We start from the raw sequence: 17735 nt of genomic DNA on the forward strand, positions 1-17735 counted from the left end.
GATAAATAAATTGGTTAATTTAACATTTTTATTTGGTAGAAGTTATTGTGCTCTTTATTTATCGTAAATATCGGGTTAGACGATGTTCGATAAAAACGATAAAATGGTGAATAGATTCAACGATAAGAAGATAGATAAGAGCAGCCCAAATATACACTTGGAAATCGAACGTACGCGAATAAGTTAGCTTGGTAATTCCCATTAAATCATAAATAGTAATGAGTGAGGCAATGGCGCTGGATTTAATCATTAAAATAACTTCATTTCCCAAAGGGCGTAATGCTACAATCATGGCTTGCGGAAGAATAACTCTAAAAAATGTTACAGAACTGCTCAATCCTAAAGCTTTTGATGCTTCACGTTGTCCAGTTGTTACAGATAAAAAACTTCCTTTAAAGATTTCGGATTGATAGGCAGCAGAATTGAGTGTAAAAATGAAAAGACAACAATACCATGCATTTTGAAAGAACCACCACAAACCAACCTGTTGCCAGAAGTCATTCATTGAACCAAGACCGTAATAAAAAAGAAAAAGTTGGGCTAATAAAGGAGAGCCACGAAAAAAATAGACATAAATTTCTGCAGAATATCGTACAAATTTATTATTTGACAAACGTGCAAATGCGATAAGCATACCAAGAAAAAATCCAATAGAGCAAGCAATAGAAACAAGCTCAACAGTAACAATAAAGCCTTCAATAAATTTAGGCCCATAGCGGTTTAAAAGAGCAGGATTAAAAAGAAAATAAAGCCACTCAGGAATCATGAACACAATACCTTCCGATATCCTGCTTGAGTATATATTTCCAGAGTGCGTAAGATTGCAGAAAAGAATGCTGAAAATAACAAATAGAGTAAGCATGCCACAAGATAAAAAAGCATAGGTTTATCGGTGGCTGCGACTGCTAAGTTCGTTTGTCGCATAAGGTCAACAAGCGAAATAGTTGATACGAGGGATGTATCTTTAAGTAAGGTAAGCCAATTATTAGAAAGCCCTGGCAAAGCATTTTGAATGAGCTGAGGAAAAACAATACGAAAAAATGTAGTCGAGCGTGAAAGCCCTAGAGCTTTAGCCGCTTCATATTGTCCTTTATCAAAAATGTTGAATGCTCCAAGCCAAACTTCACAAGAAAAGGCAGCAAGAACCATACTGAGTGCAAGAACACCGGCAACAAAAGCATTGATACTGAACATTATCTCAATATTGAAATAATCAAAAACAATTTGAATAATATTCTGTAGACCATAGTAAACTAAAAATAATGTTAAAAGCTCCGGTAATCCACGGAAGACTGATGAAAAGAGAGACGCTATAGCTTTAGCTACTTTAATATTGGATCGAATCATCACAGCAGCTAGAAGACCTAAAGGAAGCCCTAAGAGCCCACAGCACAAAGCCAATGATAGCGTCATTCCCGCACTAGAAAGTATAACCATACCCCACCGACCATTGCTAAATGATAGCAATGCTAAATCTTCAATCATTCTTGTGTTCCTCATAAAGAGTTAGATAATGTTTTTAGTGATAGATAGTTTGTTTAATTTTAGTTCAGAGTGATATTTAATAAATATCGGATGTAAAATATTTTTTCATAATTTTATCATAGGTTCCATCCAAACGGATTTCTTTTATTGCTTGATTGAATTTATTTTTAAGATCATTATTATTTTGACGGATTGCAATTGCAATAGGAAAATTTGTTTCTTCCAGAGTTCCTAGAAGTTGGCAGCAATCTTTTCCTTCATTTTTGAGCCAGTTTAATGCGTGTAGTTTATCAACGATAACGGCATCAATGCGATGGCTTAAAAGATCGCGATTCACTTCTATTGTTGTAGGATAGAGTTTTATATTTACTCCTTCAGAAGCATAATGGTCTTCTGCGTACGCAGCTTGTGTTGTATTTGATTGCACACCAAGATTTTTACCTTTAAAGGCTTCTGCTGAGATCTCTTTAATTTTTGAATCTTTGGTAACAATTACAGCGAGTGCTGTGTTATAGTAAGGGTCTGTAAAGTCAATTTTTTGTAAACGCTCTTGTGTGAGAGCGAGAGAAGCAATGATGGCATCGTATTTTTGAGAAAGAAGACCAAGAATCATTCCCTCAAAGTCTTGAGTGTTGATAGTACACTCGACATTCATTTTTTCACAAAGTGCATAAGATATATCAATATCAAATCCTTTGAGTTCGTTATTTGAGTCGATATAACTAAATGGAGGGTATGAGCCTTCACTTGCAATTTTTAGCGGTTGAGAATTGGCAAATTGGGTGAGCAGTGTTGCGCTTATTATAAGAGCTATTGCTAATAATTTCATTATGTTCTCCTGTTGAATAAGCGGGAAAAATGAGATTGTCATGTATCTTATAATCTGTAAGTTTTTGAGGGAGCAATGCAAAAATTTATTGGTGTTCATTTTGCCCTCATTATGATAGATACAAAAAAATAAATATCTCATTGATTATATTGCATGATTACATCTTATAAGACGATTTTTATCATTTTCTTCAAAAAAATACAAAATTTTGTTTTAGAAAAGTCAATTCAATCTACGTACAAGCTTAAATCTTAGGAAGACAAAAATAACATATTGCTGTCGTCATTAGCATTGTAAAACATTTAGGTACCAAGAAGTATTGACCTTTTAATAACTACGAATGCTATTTTCAAAAATAGATGGTTTGTCCAATTTTAGCTCACACTTATTTTAGTAAATATCGGATGTAAAATATTTTTTCATAATTTTATCATAGGTTCCATCCAAACGGATTTCTTTTATTGCTTGATTGAATTTATTTTTAAGATCATTATTATTCTGACGGATTGCAATTGCAATGGGCAATTTTGTTTCTTCAAGAATTCCTAGAAGTTGACAGCAATCTTTTCCTTCATTTTGGAGCCAATTTAAGGCGTGTACTTTGTCACTGATTATCACATCAAGCCGATGGCTTAAAAGATCACGATTCACTTCTATTATTGTAGGATAGAGTTTAATATTTGCTCCTTCAGGGGCATAATGATCTTCAGCATATGCGGCTTGTGTTGTATTTGATTGCGTACCAAGATTTTTACCTTTAAAGGCTTTAGTTGAGATCTCTTTAATTTCTGAATCTTTTGTAACAATGACAGCAAGTGCTGTATTATAGTAAGGATCCGTAAAGTCGATCTTTTGTAAGCGCTCTTGTGTAGGAGCAAGGGAAGAAACGATAGCGTCGTATTTTTTTGCAAGAAGACCAGGAATCATTCCCTCGAAGTCTTGGGTAATGATAGTACACTCAACGTTCATTTTTTCACAAAGTGCATAAGATATATCAATATCAAAACCTTGCAATTCATTATTTGAATCAATGTAACTAAATGGGGGGTAGGAGGCATCACTCGCAATTTTCAGCGTTTGAGCATTGGCAGATTGGATGAACAGTGTTGCGCTTATTATAAGAACCATTTTAAATAATTTCATTCTGTCTCCTATTGGATAAGCGGAAAAATATAAGATCGTCGTAGTTTTTTATAATCTGTAAACTCTTGTGGAGCAATTCAAAAATTTATGAGTGTTCCATTTTGCTATCATCATAATGGGTATTATTATCAAAAAAATTTATTTATTTTAAAAATGCGGAATTTAGCTTTAAAGAAAAATTATTCAATTTAAGCATAAAGAAATTTTAGACATTAGGAAAAAAGTAAAATGTGATTGTCATCACTGGTATTATAAAATGTTTAAATACTTCGAGAGATACATGGGAATTTATTTTCTGAGAAGAGTGAATGTTTTTCTTGTAAAAAAGCGTGTTATTAACAGATAATTTTAAGAGGAATTCTTGAGGGGATGCTAGTTACACAATGGTGCTTCTTGTGGCACTTCTTTGGTAAAATATCATTTTGCGTATGAGGGTTGTAAGAGCGTATATCATTTTTTCCAATCTTCTGAAGAGCAGTAGGCAATGTTTGGCGTATAATTATAAAGAGTATTTTTGTAATTTTTTTGCAGTACTGTTTTTAGAGGCAGAATTTTTACATAGAATGATGGAGAATACGCCTCATTGAGCGGAACGAGAAGCATAAGTTGAAATTTTTTATCTCTTTTTTATCAATATTTTTTCAATCTAAAAAAAGCATTGTGAATTTTATTGATTTATTAAAGGGAAGCTATCAGAAAATTTTCTGTACAATCCCTATGATGGTACTATATCTGCAAAAAGAATTTCAAAATAAAGGTTTGTAAAGGTACTTTCAGATTATAGCATCTGATTATCTATAATAGAGATCCAGTAAATTGAAGCTTTATTGATTTAGTTATTTTGTTTAATTCATACGTTTATCTATAGGGACATATTCACGCATGGCATAACCTGTATAGAGTTGACGAGGACGACCAATTTTTTGTGCAGGATCCTCAATCATTTCTTTCCATTGTGCAACCCAACCGACACTACGCGCTAATGCAAAAAGAACAGTAAACATTTCGGTTGGAAAGCCTAGAGCTTTTAATGTAATGCCAGAATAAAAATCAACATTCGGATAAAGCTTTTTCTCAACAAAATATTCATCATTTAAGGCGATTTTCTCAAGTTCTATAGCGATATCAAGAAGCGGATCATCTTGAATATTTAGTTCTCTTAAAACATCATGACAGGTTTTTTGCATGATTTTTGCACGTGGGTCATAATTTTTATAGACTCTATGACCAAATCCCATCAGGCGGAAAGGATCATTTTTATCTTTTGCACGTTCAATGAATTCAGGAATTCTCTTAACGGAACCTATTTCTTGTAGCATTTTTAAGCATGCTTCATTGGCTCCACCATGCGCTGGTCCCCAAAGGCATGCAACACCTGCTGCGATACATGCAAATGGATTGGCGCCTGATGATCCTGCAAGACGTACAGTGGATGTAGAAGCATTTTGTTCATGATCTGCATGAAGGATAAAGATTCGATCCATAGCTCGAGCGAGTACAGGGTTGATTTTGTATTCTTCACAAGGAACGGCAAAGCACATACGAAGGAAGTTTTCAGCATAGCTAAGATCATTCCGCGGATAAACGAAAGTTTGTCCGATACTGTATTTATAGGCCATAGCAGCGAGAGTTGGAACCTTTGAGATGAGGCGAACAGAAGCAATCATTCTCTGTTGAGGGTCTGTAATATCAATAGAGTCGTGATAAAATGCAGACATAGCTCCAAGGCATGCAACCATGACGGCCATAGGATGTGAGTCGCGACGAAATCCGTGAAAAAACCGTGCAAACTGCTCGTGTACCATCGTGTGCTGCATAATACAATGGTCAAAATCATTTTTCTCTTGCTTTGTTGGGAGTTCACCATAAAGTAAAAGGTAGCAGCTTTCGAGAAAGTCTCCTTTTTCAGCCAGTTGGTCGATAGGATAACCGCGATAAAGCAATATTCCTTTATTACCATCAATATAAGTGATTTTTGATTCACAAGAAGCAGTTGAGGTAAAGCCAGGATCGTAAGTAAAAGTATCTGTTTTTTTGTAGAGAGAAGCAATCTCAATGACATCAGGTCCGCTTGTGCTTTTACGCATGGGAAGTTCTATTTTTTTATCATTTACTGTAAGGTGCGCTTTATTCTTAGACATTAGATGTTCCTTTCAGATCCTTCGCCATAAAATCTAGATTTAAATAGGGAGGTATACAACGGAAGATTTTCCTACCTACACTGAAGGTAGATTTACTCTAAAAGTTAACTCATGCAATCTAAAAATATTTTTTATTTGTAATTTTATAAAATATGTATTGCGACTAATTAAGATAGAGGACAGCCTTCAGTTCACGTTGAGACATTTGTACTTAAATGCTCATTTGGCTAAGCAAACATAGGTACATGTAATTAGCCTACGCGGTCATGAGCAGTTGGTCATTGATGCGGTTGAGAGCTTCGTCTCGTCCCAATAAAATCAGAACATCAAAAATCCCTGGTGATGTTGCGCGTCCTGTGAGAGCTGCTCGAAGTGGTTGGGCAACAGCTCCTAATTTGATATCCTGTGTTTGTGCATAAGATCGAAGAGTTTCACTCAACGTTTCTGTATCCCAAGAGGGGCACGCTTTCAGAGCGTGATAGATATTTTCTAAGATCGCTAGGCCATTTTTGTCTAAGAGTGTTTGTGCTTTTTCATCAAGAAGTAACGGTCGTTGTGTAAAAATGAAGGAGGCATTGTCAATGAGTTCGCACAGTGTTTTTGAACGTTCTTTCAAATTTGGTATAGCTTTAAAAAATTGATCACGGCGTTGTTCATCAAGTCTTTCTATTATTTTTAATCCGCCTTCAATCTCTGGTAGAATATGAAGTGCAGCAACAAAAAGATCTTGGTCATTGCTTGTACGTATATAGTGTCCATTGATGGCATCTAGCTTTTTGAGATCAAAACGAGCCGCACCTTTATTAATATCATCAATATCAAACCAAGAAATCATATCTTCGATTGAAATCAATTCGTCATCACCATGACTCCAACCCAGACGGACTAGGTAATTGCGCAAAGCAGCAGGAAGGTATCCCATTGTTCGATAGGCATCAACACCTAATGCGCCATGACGTTTTGAGAGTTTTGCACCGTTTTCACCGTGAATAAGTGGAATATGCGCCATAACAGGGATATCCCACTCCATTGCATTAAAGATAATTGTTTGACGTGCTGCATTTGTGAGATGATCATCACCGCGTATGATATGTGTCACACCCATATCATGATCATCAACGACAACAGCATGCATGTAGGTGGGCGAGCCGTCAGAACGCAAAATAATAAAATCATCCAAATCTTTATTAGGGAAGCGAACATCACCTTGGACTCGATCATGCACAATTGTTTCTCCATCTTGTGGAGCTTTTATACGAATAACAGGCGTAATACCTTTAGGAGCTTCAGAAATATCACGGTTGCGCCAACGTCCATCATAACGTGGTGGACGACCTTCTGCACGGGCATTTTCGCGCATTTCAGCCAATTCTTCAGGTGAGGCATAGCAATAGTAAGCTTTGCCGTTTTTTACCAATTGTTCAGCAACTTGGCGATGACGTTCTGCGCGTTCGAATTGAGAAATAGGCTCACCTTCATAGCTAAGACCCATCCAGTGTAAGCCATCTATAATAGCTTTTACAGCTGCTTCTGTTGAGCGTTCCCGATCTGTATCTTCAATTCTTAGAAGCATTTTCCCACCAGTATGTTTTGCATAAAGCCAATTAAAGAGAGCAGTACGAGCACCTCCGATATGAAGGAATCCTGTTGGTGAGGGAGCAAAGCGGGTAATAACGGACACGGATATCTTCCTTTAAAATTAAGATGTTATTCGTAGAATTTTATGGAAAGATTATGTTAGCATAAGTGACAGGGTGTGCAATAGCAGCATTGCAGGTTAAAGTGGGAGGTTTGCAGATGTTTAATCAAAACAAAGCCAAGAGTACTTTATCCAGAATCGGTGTGTCAAAAAGAAAAAAATTAATTTTTCCATGGAAAGATGCTTTTTTTACTCTTTATAATGCAAATAACGACAGCCGTAATAAACAAAAGATTTTTTTATTTACACCTTTAAAAGAAGCAATAATTTTTTTCTGGAAGTGGTTTGTAGATTATATAGACGAAGAAATCTCTTTTGGAATTCTTTTTTCGTTGATTTTAGTATTTTTTTCTACAGGTATCATTTTTTATTTTAGTTTAGAGCAAGAGCCAAGTTGGGGGCAATTTGGTGTGTTAATGAGTATCTTTCTTGGAATGCTCTACATTTTGCGTTTTTATCCGAGAATATGGATTACCGCGGGATTTCTGTTTTGTATTGTATTGGGCGCTTTGGCTGCAAAAATAGAAACGCAGCGTATATCTACACCAATGCTAAGTGGTGATGTTGTTACAACATTAACGGGAAGAATTGTTTCTATTGAGGCAATGCAAAGAGGGGGATTTCGTTTAGTTCTGGATGTTTTGAGGACAGAAAAGCCAGCATTACGTCATGGGCCTAATCGTGTCCGTTTATCGGCAAGGCATTTGCCATATGGATTAGTAATTGGCGATGGGCTACGTGGGATGGTAAAGATTCGTGCATTATCTGGGCCTGTACGGCCAGGAGGTTACGATTTTAGTTTTCATAATTATTTTAAAAGAATTGGTGCTCAGGGAATTTATTTGGGAAAGCCAATTAAAATATCAGTTTCACAGCCCAATAGAATATTAGGTATACTCTTACAAAAAATTGAAAATTTACGGACAAACATGACACAAAGAATCCGTGTGGCAATTGACCGAGAAAAGGGCAGTGTTGCGGCTGCTCTTATAACGGGACAGCGGGGTGGTATTTCAAATGACACAAATGAAGCATTGCGTGCGGCTGGATTAGCGCATATTTTATCAATATCAGGTTTGCATATGGCTTTGTTGAGTGGTATAGTTCTTGTAAGCATCCGTAGTTTTTTAGCACTTTTCCCAGTTTTTTCATCCTATTATTCTGCTAAAAAATTTGCAGCTATTGTTGCATTGATGATGACAGCTTTTTATTTATTACTGTCTGGTATGGCTGTATCAGCACAAAGAAGTTTTGTGATGATTGCTGTTATGTTGGTTGCTGTATTATGTAATCGTTCAGCTATAACAATGCGTAATTTTGCTATTGCGGGTTTGATAACTTTGGCTGTTAAGCCGCATGAAATATTAGGACCAAGCTTTCAAATGTCTTTTTCTGCAACAGCAGCTTTGATTGCGTTTTTTGATTGGTGGAGTGGGAGGTCGTTTTTTCGTAAAAACAAAACAACACCTGTTTATGTTGGAGGTAGAGTGACTCATTTTGCATTCTTATCGATACTTTCAATATGTGCATCTTCGTTTGTAGCGGGAACTGCCAGTGGAATTTACGCTGCTTATCACTTTTCCAATATTGCATTTCTTAGTATTGTCAGTAATGCTTTAGCCTTGCCGATAGTATCAACCCTCATCATACCTTTTGGACTAATAGCAGTCCTTGCAATGTTTTGGGGTCTTGAATGGTTACCGCTTCAAATTATGGGTTTTGGTGTTGGTCTTGTGATAAAAATTGCTTACCTTATAAAGGATATTTCTCCTGATTTAAATCCTGGATTTATGCCGTTATCTGCGTTGATTTTATTGAATATAGGTTTGGTTGGACTTATTTTTTGTAAAACACCCATCAGGTTCTTTTTTAGTCTTTTAATTTTAGCTGGTATTTATGTTTGCCTGATGCATTCACCTGTACAACTCATTATAGCAGATAATATGAGGCTTGTGGGTGTTATCAATAAAAAGAAATTATATATTGATCGTTATCATATCTCTCAGCTTATGACATCCATATGGAAAAAATCATTTCGTGTGAATGAGACGATCAAGCCAACAAAATATGGTCCCCCATTTAAGGGACAGTTCGTTTGTGATAATCATGTATGTGCGTCCTTATTAGAAAATGGATTAAGAGTGATTGTGTTACGTGGAGAAACAGATCGATGCGTAGAGGCAGACATTATGATTACGGCATTCGCAATGGATAATAAGGCATGCAACAAAAAAGCGAAAATAATATTTACTTCTCAACAATTGTTATCACGAGGGAGCGTTATGATGACCAAAAATGGGGACATCATTTGGTCTTCAATGGGGTTTCATAGACCGTGGAATATGCACAGGCAGCATTCAGAAAAAGCGTATAACTACCCATTTTCCTTCCTCAGTCCGGATAACAACAGAATAGGAAATGAGAGGTATATTTTTTGATCATGCTTTGTTATTTTTGTTATGGCATTGTCAGTTTCACTAGAGCTAACTGATAATTCGTGGTTTTTCAAAAAAGCAGACAACTTTTTTAGTATCTGAATAATTTATAAGTTTGCAGAAGTGCTTAGTACACCTTATCAATAGTGGTAAGCTAAAATGCTTATTGGCTATGGAAAATGTTAATAAATTTTAGAAAGAGATAAAATTGTTAATTATTCTATTCTATTATTATCACGTATTTTGTAGCAATTAACACTTTTTTAACCAAGAGGTGGCGAATAAATTTATGGCAGGTTGAGGCAATAGGCTACTTTTTGTTATCAATCTGTAATAAATGTCACTGATTGGCACAAAGGTGAAGTGATTCATGGATGTTCAGCAATTAAAAAAAATGGCGGCTGCTAAAGCACTTGAGTTTGTTCAAGATAATATGCGGCTTGGTATAGGAACAGGTTCTACAGCAAATGAATTTATTCGCCTTCTTGGCGAGCGCGTTGCGGAAGGTCTGCGTGTGACGGGTGTTGCTACTTCACGATATTCTGAGCAGCTCTGTCGTGAATTTGGGGTGCCTACCACTACTTTAGAACAAATGCCTGAACTTGATCTTGATATTGATGGGGCCGATGAAATTGGCCCAGAGATGACTCTTATTAAAGGGGGTGGTGGAGCGTTGTTGCGTGAAAAAATTGTAGCGACTGCATCTCGTACGATGCTTGTTGTCGCGGATGAAACAAAGATAGTAAAAACGCTTGGTGCTTTTGCGTTGCCAATTGAAGTCAATCCGTTTGGTATGAATGCTACACGCAGAGCCATTGAAAAAGCAGCTGAGGATCTAGGGCTTTCTGGAGAAATTACACTCCGAATGGATGGGGACAATCCTTTTGAAACAGATAGTGGTCACTTCATTCTTGATGCATCTTTGGGGTGTATTTTGCAGCCAAAACCATTATCGGAAGCACTTCTTGCAATTCCTGGTGTTATCGAGCATGGTCTTTTTTTGGGATTGGCTTCGCGTGCCGTTGTAGCGATGGCAGATGGTCAAATAAAAGTTTTAGAACCGTTTGATTTTTAGAAAAGACAGTTTACATGACGATATGTTAGCATAATAGTAAAGGGTACTGAAGATTTTGAATAAAATAACGAATTTGAATTATAACTAGTAATCGGGGTAATCATTAAATGAAAACAATATTTTCTTTTCAGCGTTTTGTCGTATATTTGAGTGCAGTTGCCGTTTTTGTTGTGAATGTTGGAATGGTTTATGCACAAGGTGTGAGTGATCAGCATTTAGATTCAGCTAGGAAGGCTATAAGTGCCATTCACGCAACTGATCAATTTGATAATTTTTTACCGAATGCGGCACATGATCTAAAAAATGAATTAATCAGCGATGATCCCAATTTAGCAACTGCTATTTCTGAGATTGTTGACAAGCAAGCGCTTGCTCTGGCTAAACGACGCTCTGACTTAGAAAAAGAGATTGCTCACGTATATGCAAGATATTTTACTCAAAAAGAACTTGATGAAATTACAGCATTTTATAGTTCTGATACCGGTAAAAAGTTTTTGACAGAAGTTCCAAATATTGCGCGTGATGCTTATTCTACATTTGATGCATGGCGTTCTGCTCTTATGCAGGATCTTATAAAAAATGTAAGAAAAGAGATGTCTGAAGCACTTAATTTGAACAACTCTATTACGCCTATGAAATCGAACACTTCAGAAAATCAAAAATAGTTTAGTTAATTTCATTACAATAAATGTGCGATGTTTATTTTTAAAAGCGGCGGTTTCTCGCCGTTTTTAATAAAAGTAGGTCTTTTCAGAAAGCTGCGTTATAGAAAAAAGAGTGCTTGAAAATAAAAAAGATTTTCGTTTGATAATAAATGACCATAGCCTATTATTGTAGACGTATGAGAAGGAATAGTTCGTGGAAACTTTTAATTTTGATTTATTCGTTATTGGAAGTGGTTCTGGTGGAGTGCGTGCTGCACGCCTTGCTGGAGGGCTTGGTAAGCGTGTCGCTATAGCAGAAGAATACCGTATAGGGGGCACTTGTGTTATTCGCGGTTGTGTTCCCAAGAAATTGTATGTTTATGCGTCACAATATGCAAGAGAGTTCAGGAAAAGCATTGGTTTTGGATGGAAATATGCTGATCCAATTTTTAGCTGGGAAAAATTGGTTGCGGCTAAAAATAAAGAAATATCAAGATTAGAAGGGCTTTATCGCAAGGGATTGCAAGATAATAATGTTCATATTTACGAAAGTCGTGCTGCCTTCGTAGATGATCATACATTAGAGCTCTCTGCAACAGGTGAGCGGGTAAGGGCAAAAAAGATTTTGATCGCAACAGGGGCAAAAATTGCACCAAACACTGCGATAAAAGGCAGTGATTTGTGCCTTACGTCTAATGAAATTTTTGACCTTGAAAAACTCCCAAAATCAATAGTCATTGTTGGTGGCGGATATATTGGTGTTGAATTTGCTAACATTTTTCATGAATTAGGTGTAAAAACAACGTTACTCCATCGTGGTGATTTAATCCTTCGTAACTTTGACTATGATTTGCGACAATTGCTTAATGATGCAATGATTGAAAAAGGGATTTCTATTATCTATGGGGCGACAGTTTCCAAAGTGCAAGCGAGAGGGAATTGTTGTGATGTTGTTTTATCAAGTGGGCAAACGATCGGTGCTGATCGGATTATGTTGGCTACGGGGCGTGTGCCAAATACAACGGGCTTAGGACTCGAACGGGCAGGTGTTAAATTGAATGAATTTGGTGCAGTTGTTGTTGATGAACGAATGACAACAAATGTACCCCATATTTGGGCTATTGGTGATGTAACAGGTCATATTCAATTGACACCTGTTGCGATTCATGATGCAATGTGTTTCGTTAAAACTGCGTTTGAGAATACGCCCACAACACCTGATTATGATTTAATCACGACGGCGGTTTTTTCACAGCCCGAAATTGGAACGGTTGGTCTTTCAGAAGAAGATGCGGTACGCCGTTATAAACGTCTTGAAATTTATCGTTCAGTTTTCCGTCCTATGCGCAATGTTCTTTCTGGGAGTTCAGAAAAAATGTTTATAAAGCTCGTTGTTGATGGTGAAAGTCGTATCGTTGTAGGAGCCCATATTTTGGGAGAAAACGCTGGTGAGATGGCGCAGCTTATTGGGATAGCTCTCAAAGGAAAGTTGATGAAAGATATCTTTGATAAAACCATGGCCGTGCATCCAACAATGGCAGAAGAACTGGTAACGATGTATAAACCAAGTTATGTCTATGAAAATGGAAGAAAAGTAGAAAATTGAACAGCGCATGTTATGGTAAGCGACGAAGCTTTTATTACGACGAGTTGTGATCTTAAGCTCTGGAGAGAGTGTAATGATAAAAGAATGGACGCCTAGCTCTTGGAGAGTAAAGCCAATTAAACAAGTTCCGACTTATCCAGATAAATCTGTGTTAGCGGATGTTGAACGAAAGCTACGTAGCTATCCTCCTTTAGTTTTTGCGGGTGAAGCACGTGATTTGAAAAATGAATTAGCAGCTGTTGCGCAAGGTCAGGCTTTTTTATTACAAGGTGGAGATTGTGCAGAGAGCTTTGCAGAACATGAAGCTGATAATATCCGTGATTTTTTTCGTGTATTTTTGCAAATGGCGATTGTTTTAACTTTTGGAAGTTTTAAGCCAGTTGTTAAAATTGGTCGTATTGCTGGCCAGTTTGCAAAGCCACGCTCGAGTGATATGGAAAAAAAAGGAGGGGTTGAACTTCCTTCTTATCGGGGGGATATTATTAATGGCATTGAGTTTGGAGCAGATTCTCGTATTCCTGATCCACAACGAATGTCTATGGCTTATCGCCAATCTGCAGCAACGCTTAATCTGTTGCGTGCTTTTTCACAAGGAGGGTATGCCGATTTAGAAAATGTTCATGCATGGATGTTGAGTTTCGTTTCTAATAGCCCGCAGGGTGAGCGTTATGAGCTATTAGCAGAACGTATCTCTGAAGCGATTGATTTTATGCGTTCCATAGGAATTACGTCCAAAACAAATTCTTCATTACGTGAAACATCTTTTTATACCAGTCATGAAGCACTTTTGCTTGGTTATGAAGAATCTTTAACACGAATTGATTCGACTTCTGGAGATTGGTATGCAACATCTGGTCATATGTTATGGATTGGTGATCGTACACGTCAGATTGATCATGCTCACGTTGAATATTGTCGCGGTATTAAAAATCCGATTGGGTTAAAATGTGGTCCTTCCATTGAACCTGATGAACTTTTGAGATTAATTGATATTCTGAATCCTGAAAACGAGATGGGGCGACTGACTCTCATTACGCGTTTTGGGTATGATAAAGTTGAAAATTATCTTCCTAAATTGATCCGTGCAGTTGAGCGGGAAAAACGTAAGGTTATATGGTCGTGTGATCCAATGCATGGCAATACAGTCACTGTAAATGGCTATAAGACTCGCCCCTTTGATTATGTTTTAAAAGAAGTAGAAAACTTTTTTTCAGTGCATCGTGGGGAAGGAACTTATCCAGGAGGCATTCACATTGAAATGACTGGTCGTAATGTAACCGAATGTACAGGTGGTGCACATGCTATTTCTGTAGAAGATTTGTCGGATCGCTATCATACGCAGTGTGATCCCCGATTAAATGCAGATCAGGCTTTGGAATTAGCTTTTCTTGTTGCTGAACTCCTTAAAAAAAATCGTGATACTGATTCATTAGCACTTGCTGCGAATGGTTAGACAAAAAATGACATAACACTTTTTATTTTAGGTGTTTGTAAAGGGGATTTTTTGAGAAAAGGAATATTTTTGGTGATTAAAATAGAGTTGTGGTTCCAAAACTGATGAAATGATACAAAGCTTATGAAAAATGATTTTCGGGTAGCAGTTGCCCAATTGAACTCTGTTGTCGGTGATATTGAAGGGAATTTTTCTCTTGCCGTAAGGGTGTATCAGGAGGCTAAAGAAAAGGGAGCTGACCTTGTTTTATTCACTGAGCTTTTTATTAGTGCTTATCCACCAGAAGATCTTGTTCTTAAACCTGCTTTTACAAAGAGATGTGAAGATGCTGTTAAGGAATTAGCAAAGGAAACAGTAGGGGGAACTGGAATCGTGATTGGTCTTCCTTTAAGGCGGGATGGTAAAGTTTACAATGTTGCTATGCTTCTTGATGAAGGACGGATAATTGCTGAAAGCTTGAAATTTGATTTGCCTAATTATGCAGAGTTTGACGAAAAGCGTGTATTTTCTCCCGGTTCGCGCCCTAAGCCTTTTATCTATCGTGGAGTAAGACTAGGAATAGTGATTTGTGAAGATATTTGGCATGATTCTTCACTTTGTGCGGAGCTTGGCAATAAAGGAGCTGAGATTATTCTCGTTCTTAATGCATCTCCCTATTGCCGCAAGAAAACACTAAAACGTGTAGAAGTTGTGCGTGCACAAGCGCTTCAGTCTGGTATGCCAATTATCTATGCTAATCCGGTTGGTGGTCAAGATGAGCTTGTTTTTGACGGGGGGTCTTTTGCGCTGGATGGACAAGGAAAAATGGTGTTTCAAATGAAACATTTTGAAAGCCATCTTGCTTTGAGCCATTGGCAACGAAAAACGACAGGATGGCAATGCGTTTCTGGTCCCAATGAAACTCTTCTCAATGGATTAGCTGCTGATTATCAAGCCTGTGTTTTGGGTTTAAGAGATTATGTCAATAAAAACCGCTTTAAGAATGTTATTCTTGGTCTTTCAGGAGGGATTGATTCAGCACTTTGTACGGCAATAGCGGTGGATGCTCTTGGCTCTGAGAGAGTTCGCACCATAATGATGCCTTATCACTATACTTCGCAAGAATCGTTAAAAGATGCTAAAGAGTGTGCACGTCTTTTAGGGTGTCATTATGAAATAATACCGATTGAGCAACCTGTTGAATCTTTTTTGAACACAATGGCGCCAGTTTTTTTAGGGTTGCCGTCTGATGTGACAGAAGAAAATCTTCAAAGCCGTATACGCGGTACACTTTTAATGGCACTTTCCAATAAATTTGGCTCAATGGTAGTGACAACAGGTAATAAGTCTGAAATGGCTGTGGGATATGCAACACTTTATGGTGATATGAATGGAGGCTTCAATCCTATTAAGGATATTTATAAAATGCAGGTCTATGCATTAGCTAAGTGGCGCAATAAAAATCACTTGCAAAATTTTGAGGGACCAGAAGGAATTGTCATTCCATTCAATATTATAGAAAAAGCGCCTTCTGCAGAGCTGCGGGAAAATCAAAAAGATGAAGATTCTCTTCCTCCTTATCCTGTCTTGGATGACATCTTGCAATCTCTTGTCGAAAATGACATGAGCGTGTGTGATATTATTAAACGTGGGTATCTACGGGAGACGGTTGAGAAAATTGAGCATCTTCTTTATGGTGCCGAATATAAAAGGCGACAGTCCGCGCCCGGTGTAAAAATCAGCGACAAGAACTTCGGACGTGCTCGTCGTTATCCTATTGTCAATCGTTTTCGTGATAAAAGTTGAGCATTGTTTAATGATAAAAGTTCGTTTTGCCCCATCTCCAACAGGTTATGTTCACATTGGCAATGTCCGTATTGCCTTATTTAACTGGCTTTATGCGCAAGCGCATAATGGAGCATTTGTTTTGCGCTATGATGATACAGATGTTGAACGTTCCAAACAAGAATATATTGATGCTATTGCGATTGATCTTGAGTGGCTTGGTATCCAACCAGATGAAATTTATTACCAATCTAAACGGTTTGGCCGGTATGATGAAGTTGCAAAAACTCTTAAACAACGCGGGCTTCTTTATCCCTGTTATGAGACTGCAGAAGAATTAGAGCGGCGTCGTAAAATCCGGCTTTCACGCAAGTTGCCTCCTATTTATGACCGTGCAGCATTAAAATTGACAGCAGAAGATAAAAAAGAATTTGAATCACAAGGTCGTAAACCTCATTGGCGTTTTCTTCTTCCTAATTTTGAAAATAATCCTCTACAAACAAAGCGAACAGAAGCTTGCTGGAATGATGCAGTAAAAGGAAAGCAGACGATTGATTTAGCTTCTCTTTCAGATCCTGTTCTTATTCGTGAAGATGGAAGCTACCTTTATACATTACCCTCTGTTGTTGATGATGTAGATATGGCTATTACGCATATTATTCGTGGGGATGATCATATTACAAATACAGGCGCTCAAATTGCTCTTTTTAAAGCTCTTGATGCAGAATTACCAATTTTTGGGCATATCAATTTATTGACTACAGTTTTAGGAAAAGGGCTTTCAAAACGTAATAATGATCTTTCTATTCGCTCTCTACGAGAAGAAGGGTTTGAATCTATAGCTGTTCAATGCCTTGCTGTTTTGATTGGGACATCACAAAGTGTATATCCATATCCCAATCAAGCAGCGCTTTTAGAGCATTTTAATCTCCAAGATACGTCAAGATCTGTTGCAAAATTTGATATTGCTGATCTTCTTGCTTTGAATAGTCATCTTGTACATGAGTTAACCTATGAAGAAGTTCAAATGCGACTTAAAAGTCTTTCTATTGATGGAGAAAAGGCGGAGTATTTTTGGAACGCGATAAGAAGCAATATTGATAAAGTAAATGATGCAGTTTTGTGGTGGAAAATCATTCATGATGAACAGAATTTTGATACAGTGGCACCAGAGGATCGTGCTTTCGTGCAGCAGTCACTCAATTTCTTACCTAAAGGTGCTTTGAATGAGGAAAGTTGGAAAATTTGGACAACAGCATTAAAAGAAAAAACAGAACGTGGTGGAAAAGCTTTGTTTATGCCATTACGTCAGGCACTTACAGGTATGGATCATGGACCTGAAATGGGAAAATTTTTGCAGCTTTTAGGGCGTGAGAAAGTAATAGAAAGGCTAGCTATCCAAGGGAAGTAAAAGAAGCGCTTTCAGAGTACTTTACTCATTTTTTGCCCTATAAAAAAGCA

The 17735-nt window shown here is 37.3% G+C and carries 13 protein-coding genes; 7 read left to right on the forward strand and 6 right to left on the reverse strand.

Annotated elements, in window-relative coordinates; all coding sequences use genetic code 11:
- Positions 1 to 58 precede the first annotated feature (58 nt).
- The 6 genes from V4P57_RS02950 to gltX (V4P57_RS02975) form a co-directional block, all read right to left on the reverse strand.
- On the reverse strand, positions 59 to 766 hold the full coding sequence (locus tag V4P57_RS02950) for an ABC transporter permease (protein ID WP_455466693.1): 708 nt from the start codon (positions 764 to 766) through the stop codon (positions 59 to 61).
- Entirely contained in the window at positions 763 to 1485 is a 723-nt protein-coding gene (locus V4P57_RS02955; RefSeq protein ID WP_455466694.1) for an ABC transporter permease, read from the reverse strand. Before V4P57_RS02955 ends, V4P57_RS02950 begins: the two co-directional genes overlap by 4 nt.
- 76 nt (positions 1486 to 1561) lie before the next feature.
- Complete coding sequence (locus V4P57_RS02960) at positions 1562 to 2314, reverse strand: transporter substrate-binding domain-containing protein (protein WP_455466695.1); 753 nt, start codon at positions 2312 to 2314, stop codon at positions 1562 to 1564.
- A gap of 390 nt (positions 2315 to 2704) precedes the next feature.
- On the reverse strand, positions 2705 to 3457 hold the full coding sequence (locus tag V4P57_RS02965; protein ID WP_455466696.1) for a transporter substrate-binding domain-containing protein: 753 nt from the start codon (positions 3455 to 3457) through the stop codon (positions 2705 to 2707).
- Positions 3458 to 4302: 845 nt separating this feature from the next.
- On the reverse strand, positions 4303 to 5598 hold the full coding sequence (gene gltA, locus V4P57_RS02970) for a citrate synthase (protein ID WP_455466697.1): 1296 nt from the start codon (positions 5596 to 5598) through the stop codon (positions 4303 to 4305).
- A 256-nt stretch (positions 5599 to 5854) separates the two neighbouring features.
- Positions 5855 to 7279 (reverse strand): glutamate--tRNA ligase, encoded by a 1425-nt coding sequence (gene gltX / locus V4P57_RS02975; RefSeq protein ID WP_455466698.1) that lies wholly within the window; start codon positions 7277 to 7279, stop codon positions 5855 to 5857.
- 116 nt (positions 7280 to 7395) lie between these two features.
- Between gltX (V4P57_RS02975) and V4P57_RS02980 the strand changes: the two genes are divergently transcribed.
- The 7 genes from V4P57_RS02980 to gltX (V4P57_RS03010) all read left to right on the forward strand — a co-directional run bounded on the left by V4P57_RS02980 (position 7396) and on the right by gltX (V4P57_RS03010) (position 17685).
- Positions 7396 to 9735, forward strand: coding sequence for a ComEC/Rec2 family competence protein (locus tag V4P57_RS02980; RefSeq protein WP_455466699.1), 2340 nt, complete (start codon positions 7396 to 7398; stop codon positions 9733 to 9735).
- 367 nt (positions 9736 to 10102) lie between these two features.
- A complete protein-coding gene (gene rpiA / locus V4P57_RS02985) occupies positions 10103 to 10807 on the forward strand; it encodes a ribose-5-phosphate isomerase RpiA (protein WP_455466700.1) in 705 nt (234 codons plus the stop codon).
- A 107-nt stretch (positions 10808 to 10914) separates the two neighbouring features.
- Positions 10915 to 11472 carry a DUF2059 domain-containing protein gene (locus tag V4P57_RS02990; RefSeq protein ID WP_455466701.1) on the forward strand — a complete coding sequence of 186 codons (558 nt, stop codon included), beginning with the start codon at positions 10915 to 10917 and terminating at the stop codon, positions 11470 to 11472.
- Between the two features lie 193 nt (positions 11473 to 11665).
- Positions 11666 to 13057, forward strand: coding sequence for a glutathione-disulfide reductase (gene gor / locus V4P57_RS02995; protein WP_455466702.1), 1392 nt, complete (start codon positions 11666 to 11668; stop codon positions 13055 to 13057).
- 73 nt (positions 13058 to 13130) lie between these two features.
- A complete protein-coding gene (locus V4P57_RS03000) occupies positions 13131 to 14510 on the forward strand; it encodes a class II 3-deoxy-7-phosphoheptulonate synthase (RefSeq protein ID WP_455466703.1) in 1380 nt (459 codons plus the stop codon).
- A 123-nt stretch (positions 14511 to 14633) separates the two neighbouring features.
- Positions 14634 to 16295: an NAD+ synthase gene (locus tag V4P57_RS03005; protein ID WP_455466704.1), complete on the forward strand. Its 1662-nt coding sequence runs from the start codon at positions 14634 to 14636 to the stop codon at positions 16293 to 16295.
- Between the two features lie 10 nt (positions 16296 to 16305).
- Positions 16306 to 17685, forward strand: coding sequence for a glutamate--tRNA ligase (gene gltX, locus V4P57_RS03010; RefSeq protein WP_455466705.1), 1380 nt, complete (start codon positions 16306 to 16308; stop codon positions 17683 to 17685).
- Positions 17686 to 17735 lie beyond the last annotated feature (50 nt).

Source organism: Bartonella sp. B39 (assembly GCF_053795145.1).

Bases quoted from the DNA above. Each gene is read 5' to 3' on its own strand.
- V4P57_RS02950 (WP_455466693.1), bottom strand. From the start codon at position 766: ATGATTCCTGAGTGGCTTTATTTTCTTTTTAATCCTGCTCTTTTAAAC.
- V4P57_RS02955 (WP_455466694.1), bottom strand. From the start codon at position 1,485: ATGATTGAAGATTTAGCATTGCTATCATTTAGCAATGGTCGGTGGGGT.
- V4P57_RS02960 (WP_455466695.1), bottom strand. From the start codon at position 2,314: ATGAAATTATTAGCAATAGCTCTTATAATAAGCGCAACACTGCTCACC.
- V4P57_RS02965 (WP_455466696.1), bottom strand. From the start codon at position 3,457: ATGAAATTATTTAAAATGGTTCTTATAATAAGCGCAACACTGTTCATC.
- gltA (WP_455466697.1), bottom strand. From the start codon at position 5,598: ATGTCTAAGAATAAAGCGCACCTTACAGTAAATGATAAAAAAATAGAA.
- V4P57_RS02980 (WP_455466699.1), top strand. From the start codon at position 7,396: ATGTTTAATCAAAACAAAGCCAAGAGTACTTTATCCAGAATCGGTGTG.
- rpiA (WP_455466700.1), top strand. From the start codon at position 10,103: ATGGATGTTCAGCAATTAAAAAAAATGGCGGCTGCTAAAGCACTTGAG.
- V4P57_RS02990 (WP_455466701.1), top strand. From the start codon at position 10,915: ATGAAAACAATATTTTCTTTTCAGCGTTTTGTCGTATATTTGAGTGCA.
- V4P57_RS03000 (WP_455466703.1), top strand. From the start codon at position 13,131: ATGATAAAAGAATGGACGCCTAGCTCTTGGAGAGTAAAGCCAATTAAA.
- V4P57_RS03005 (WP_455466704.1), top strand. From the start codon at position 14,634: ATGAAAAATGATTTTCGGGTAGCAGTTGCCCAATTGAACTCTGTTGTC.
- gltX (WP_455466705.1), top strand. From the start codon at position 16,306: ATGATAAAAGTTCGTTTTGCCCCATCTCCAACAGGTTATGTTCACATT.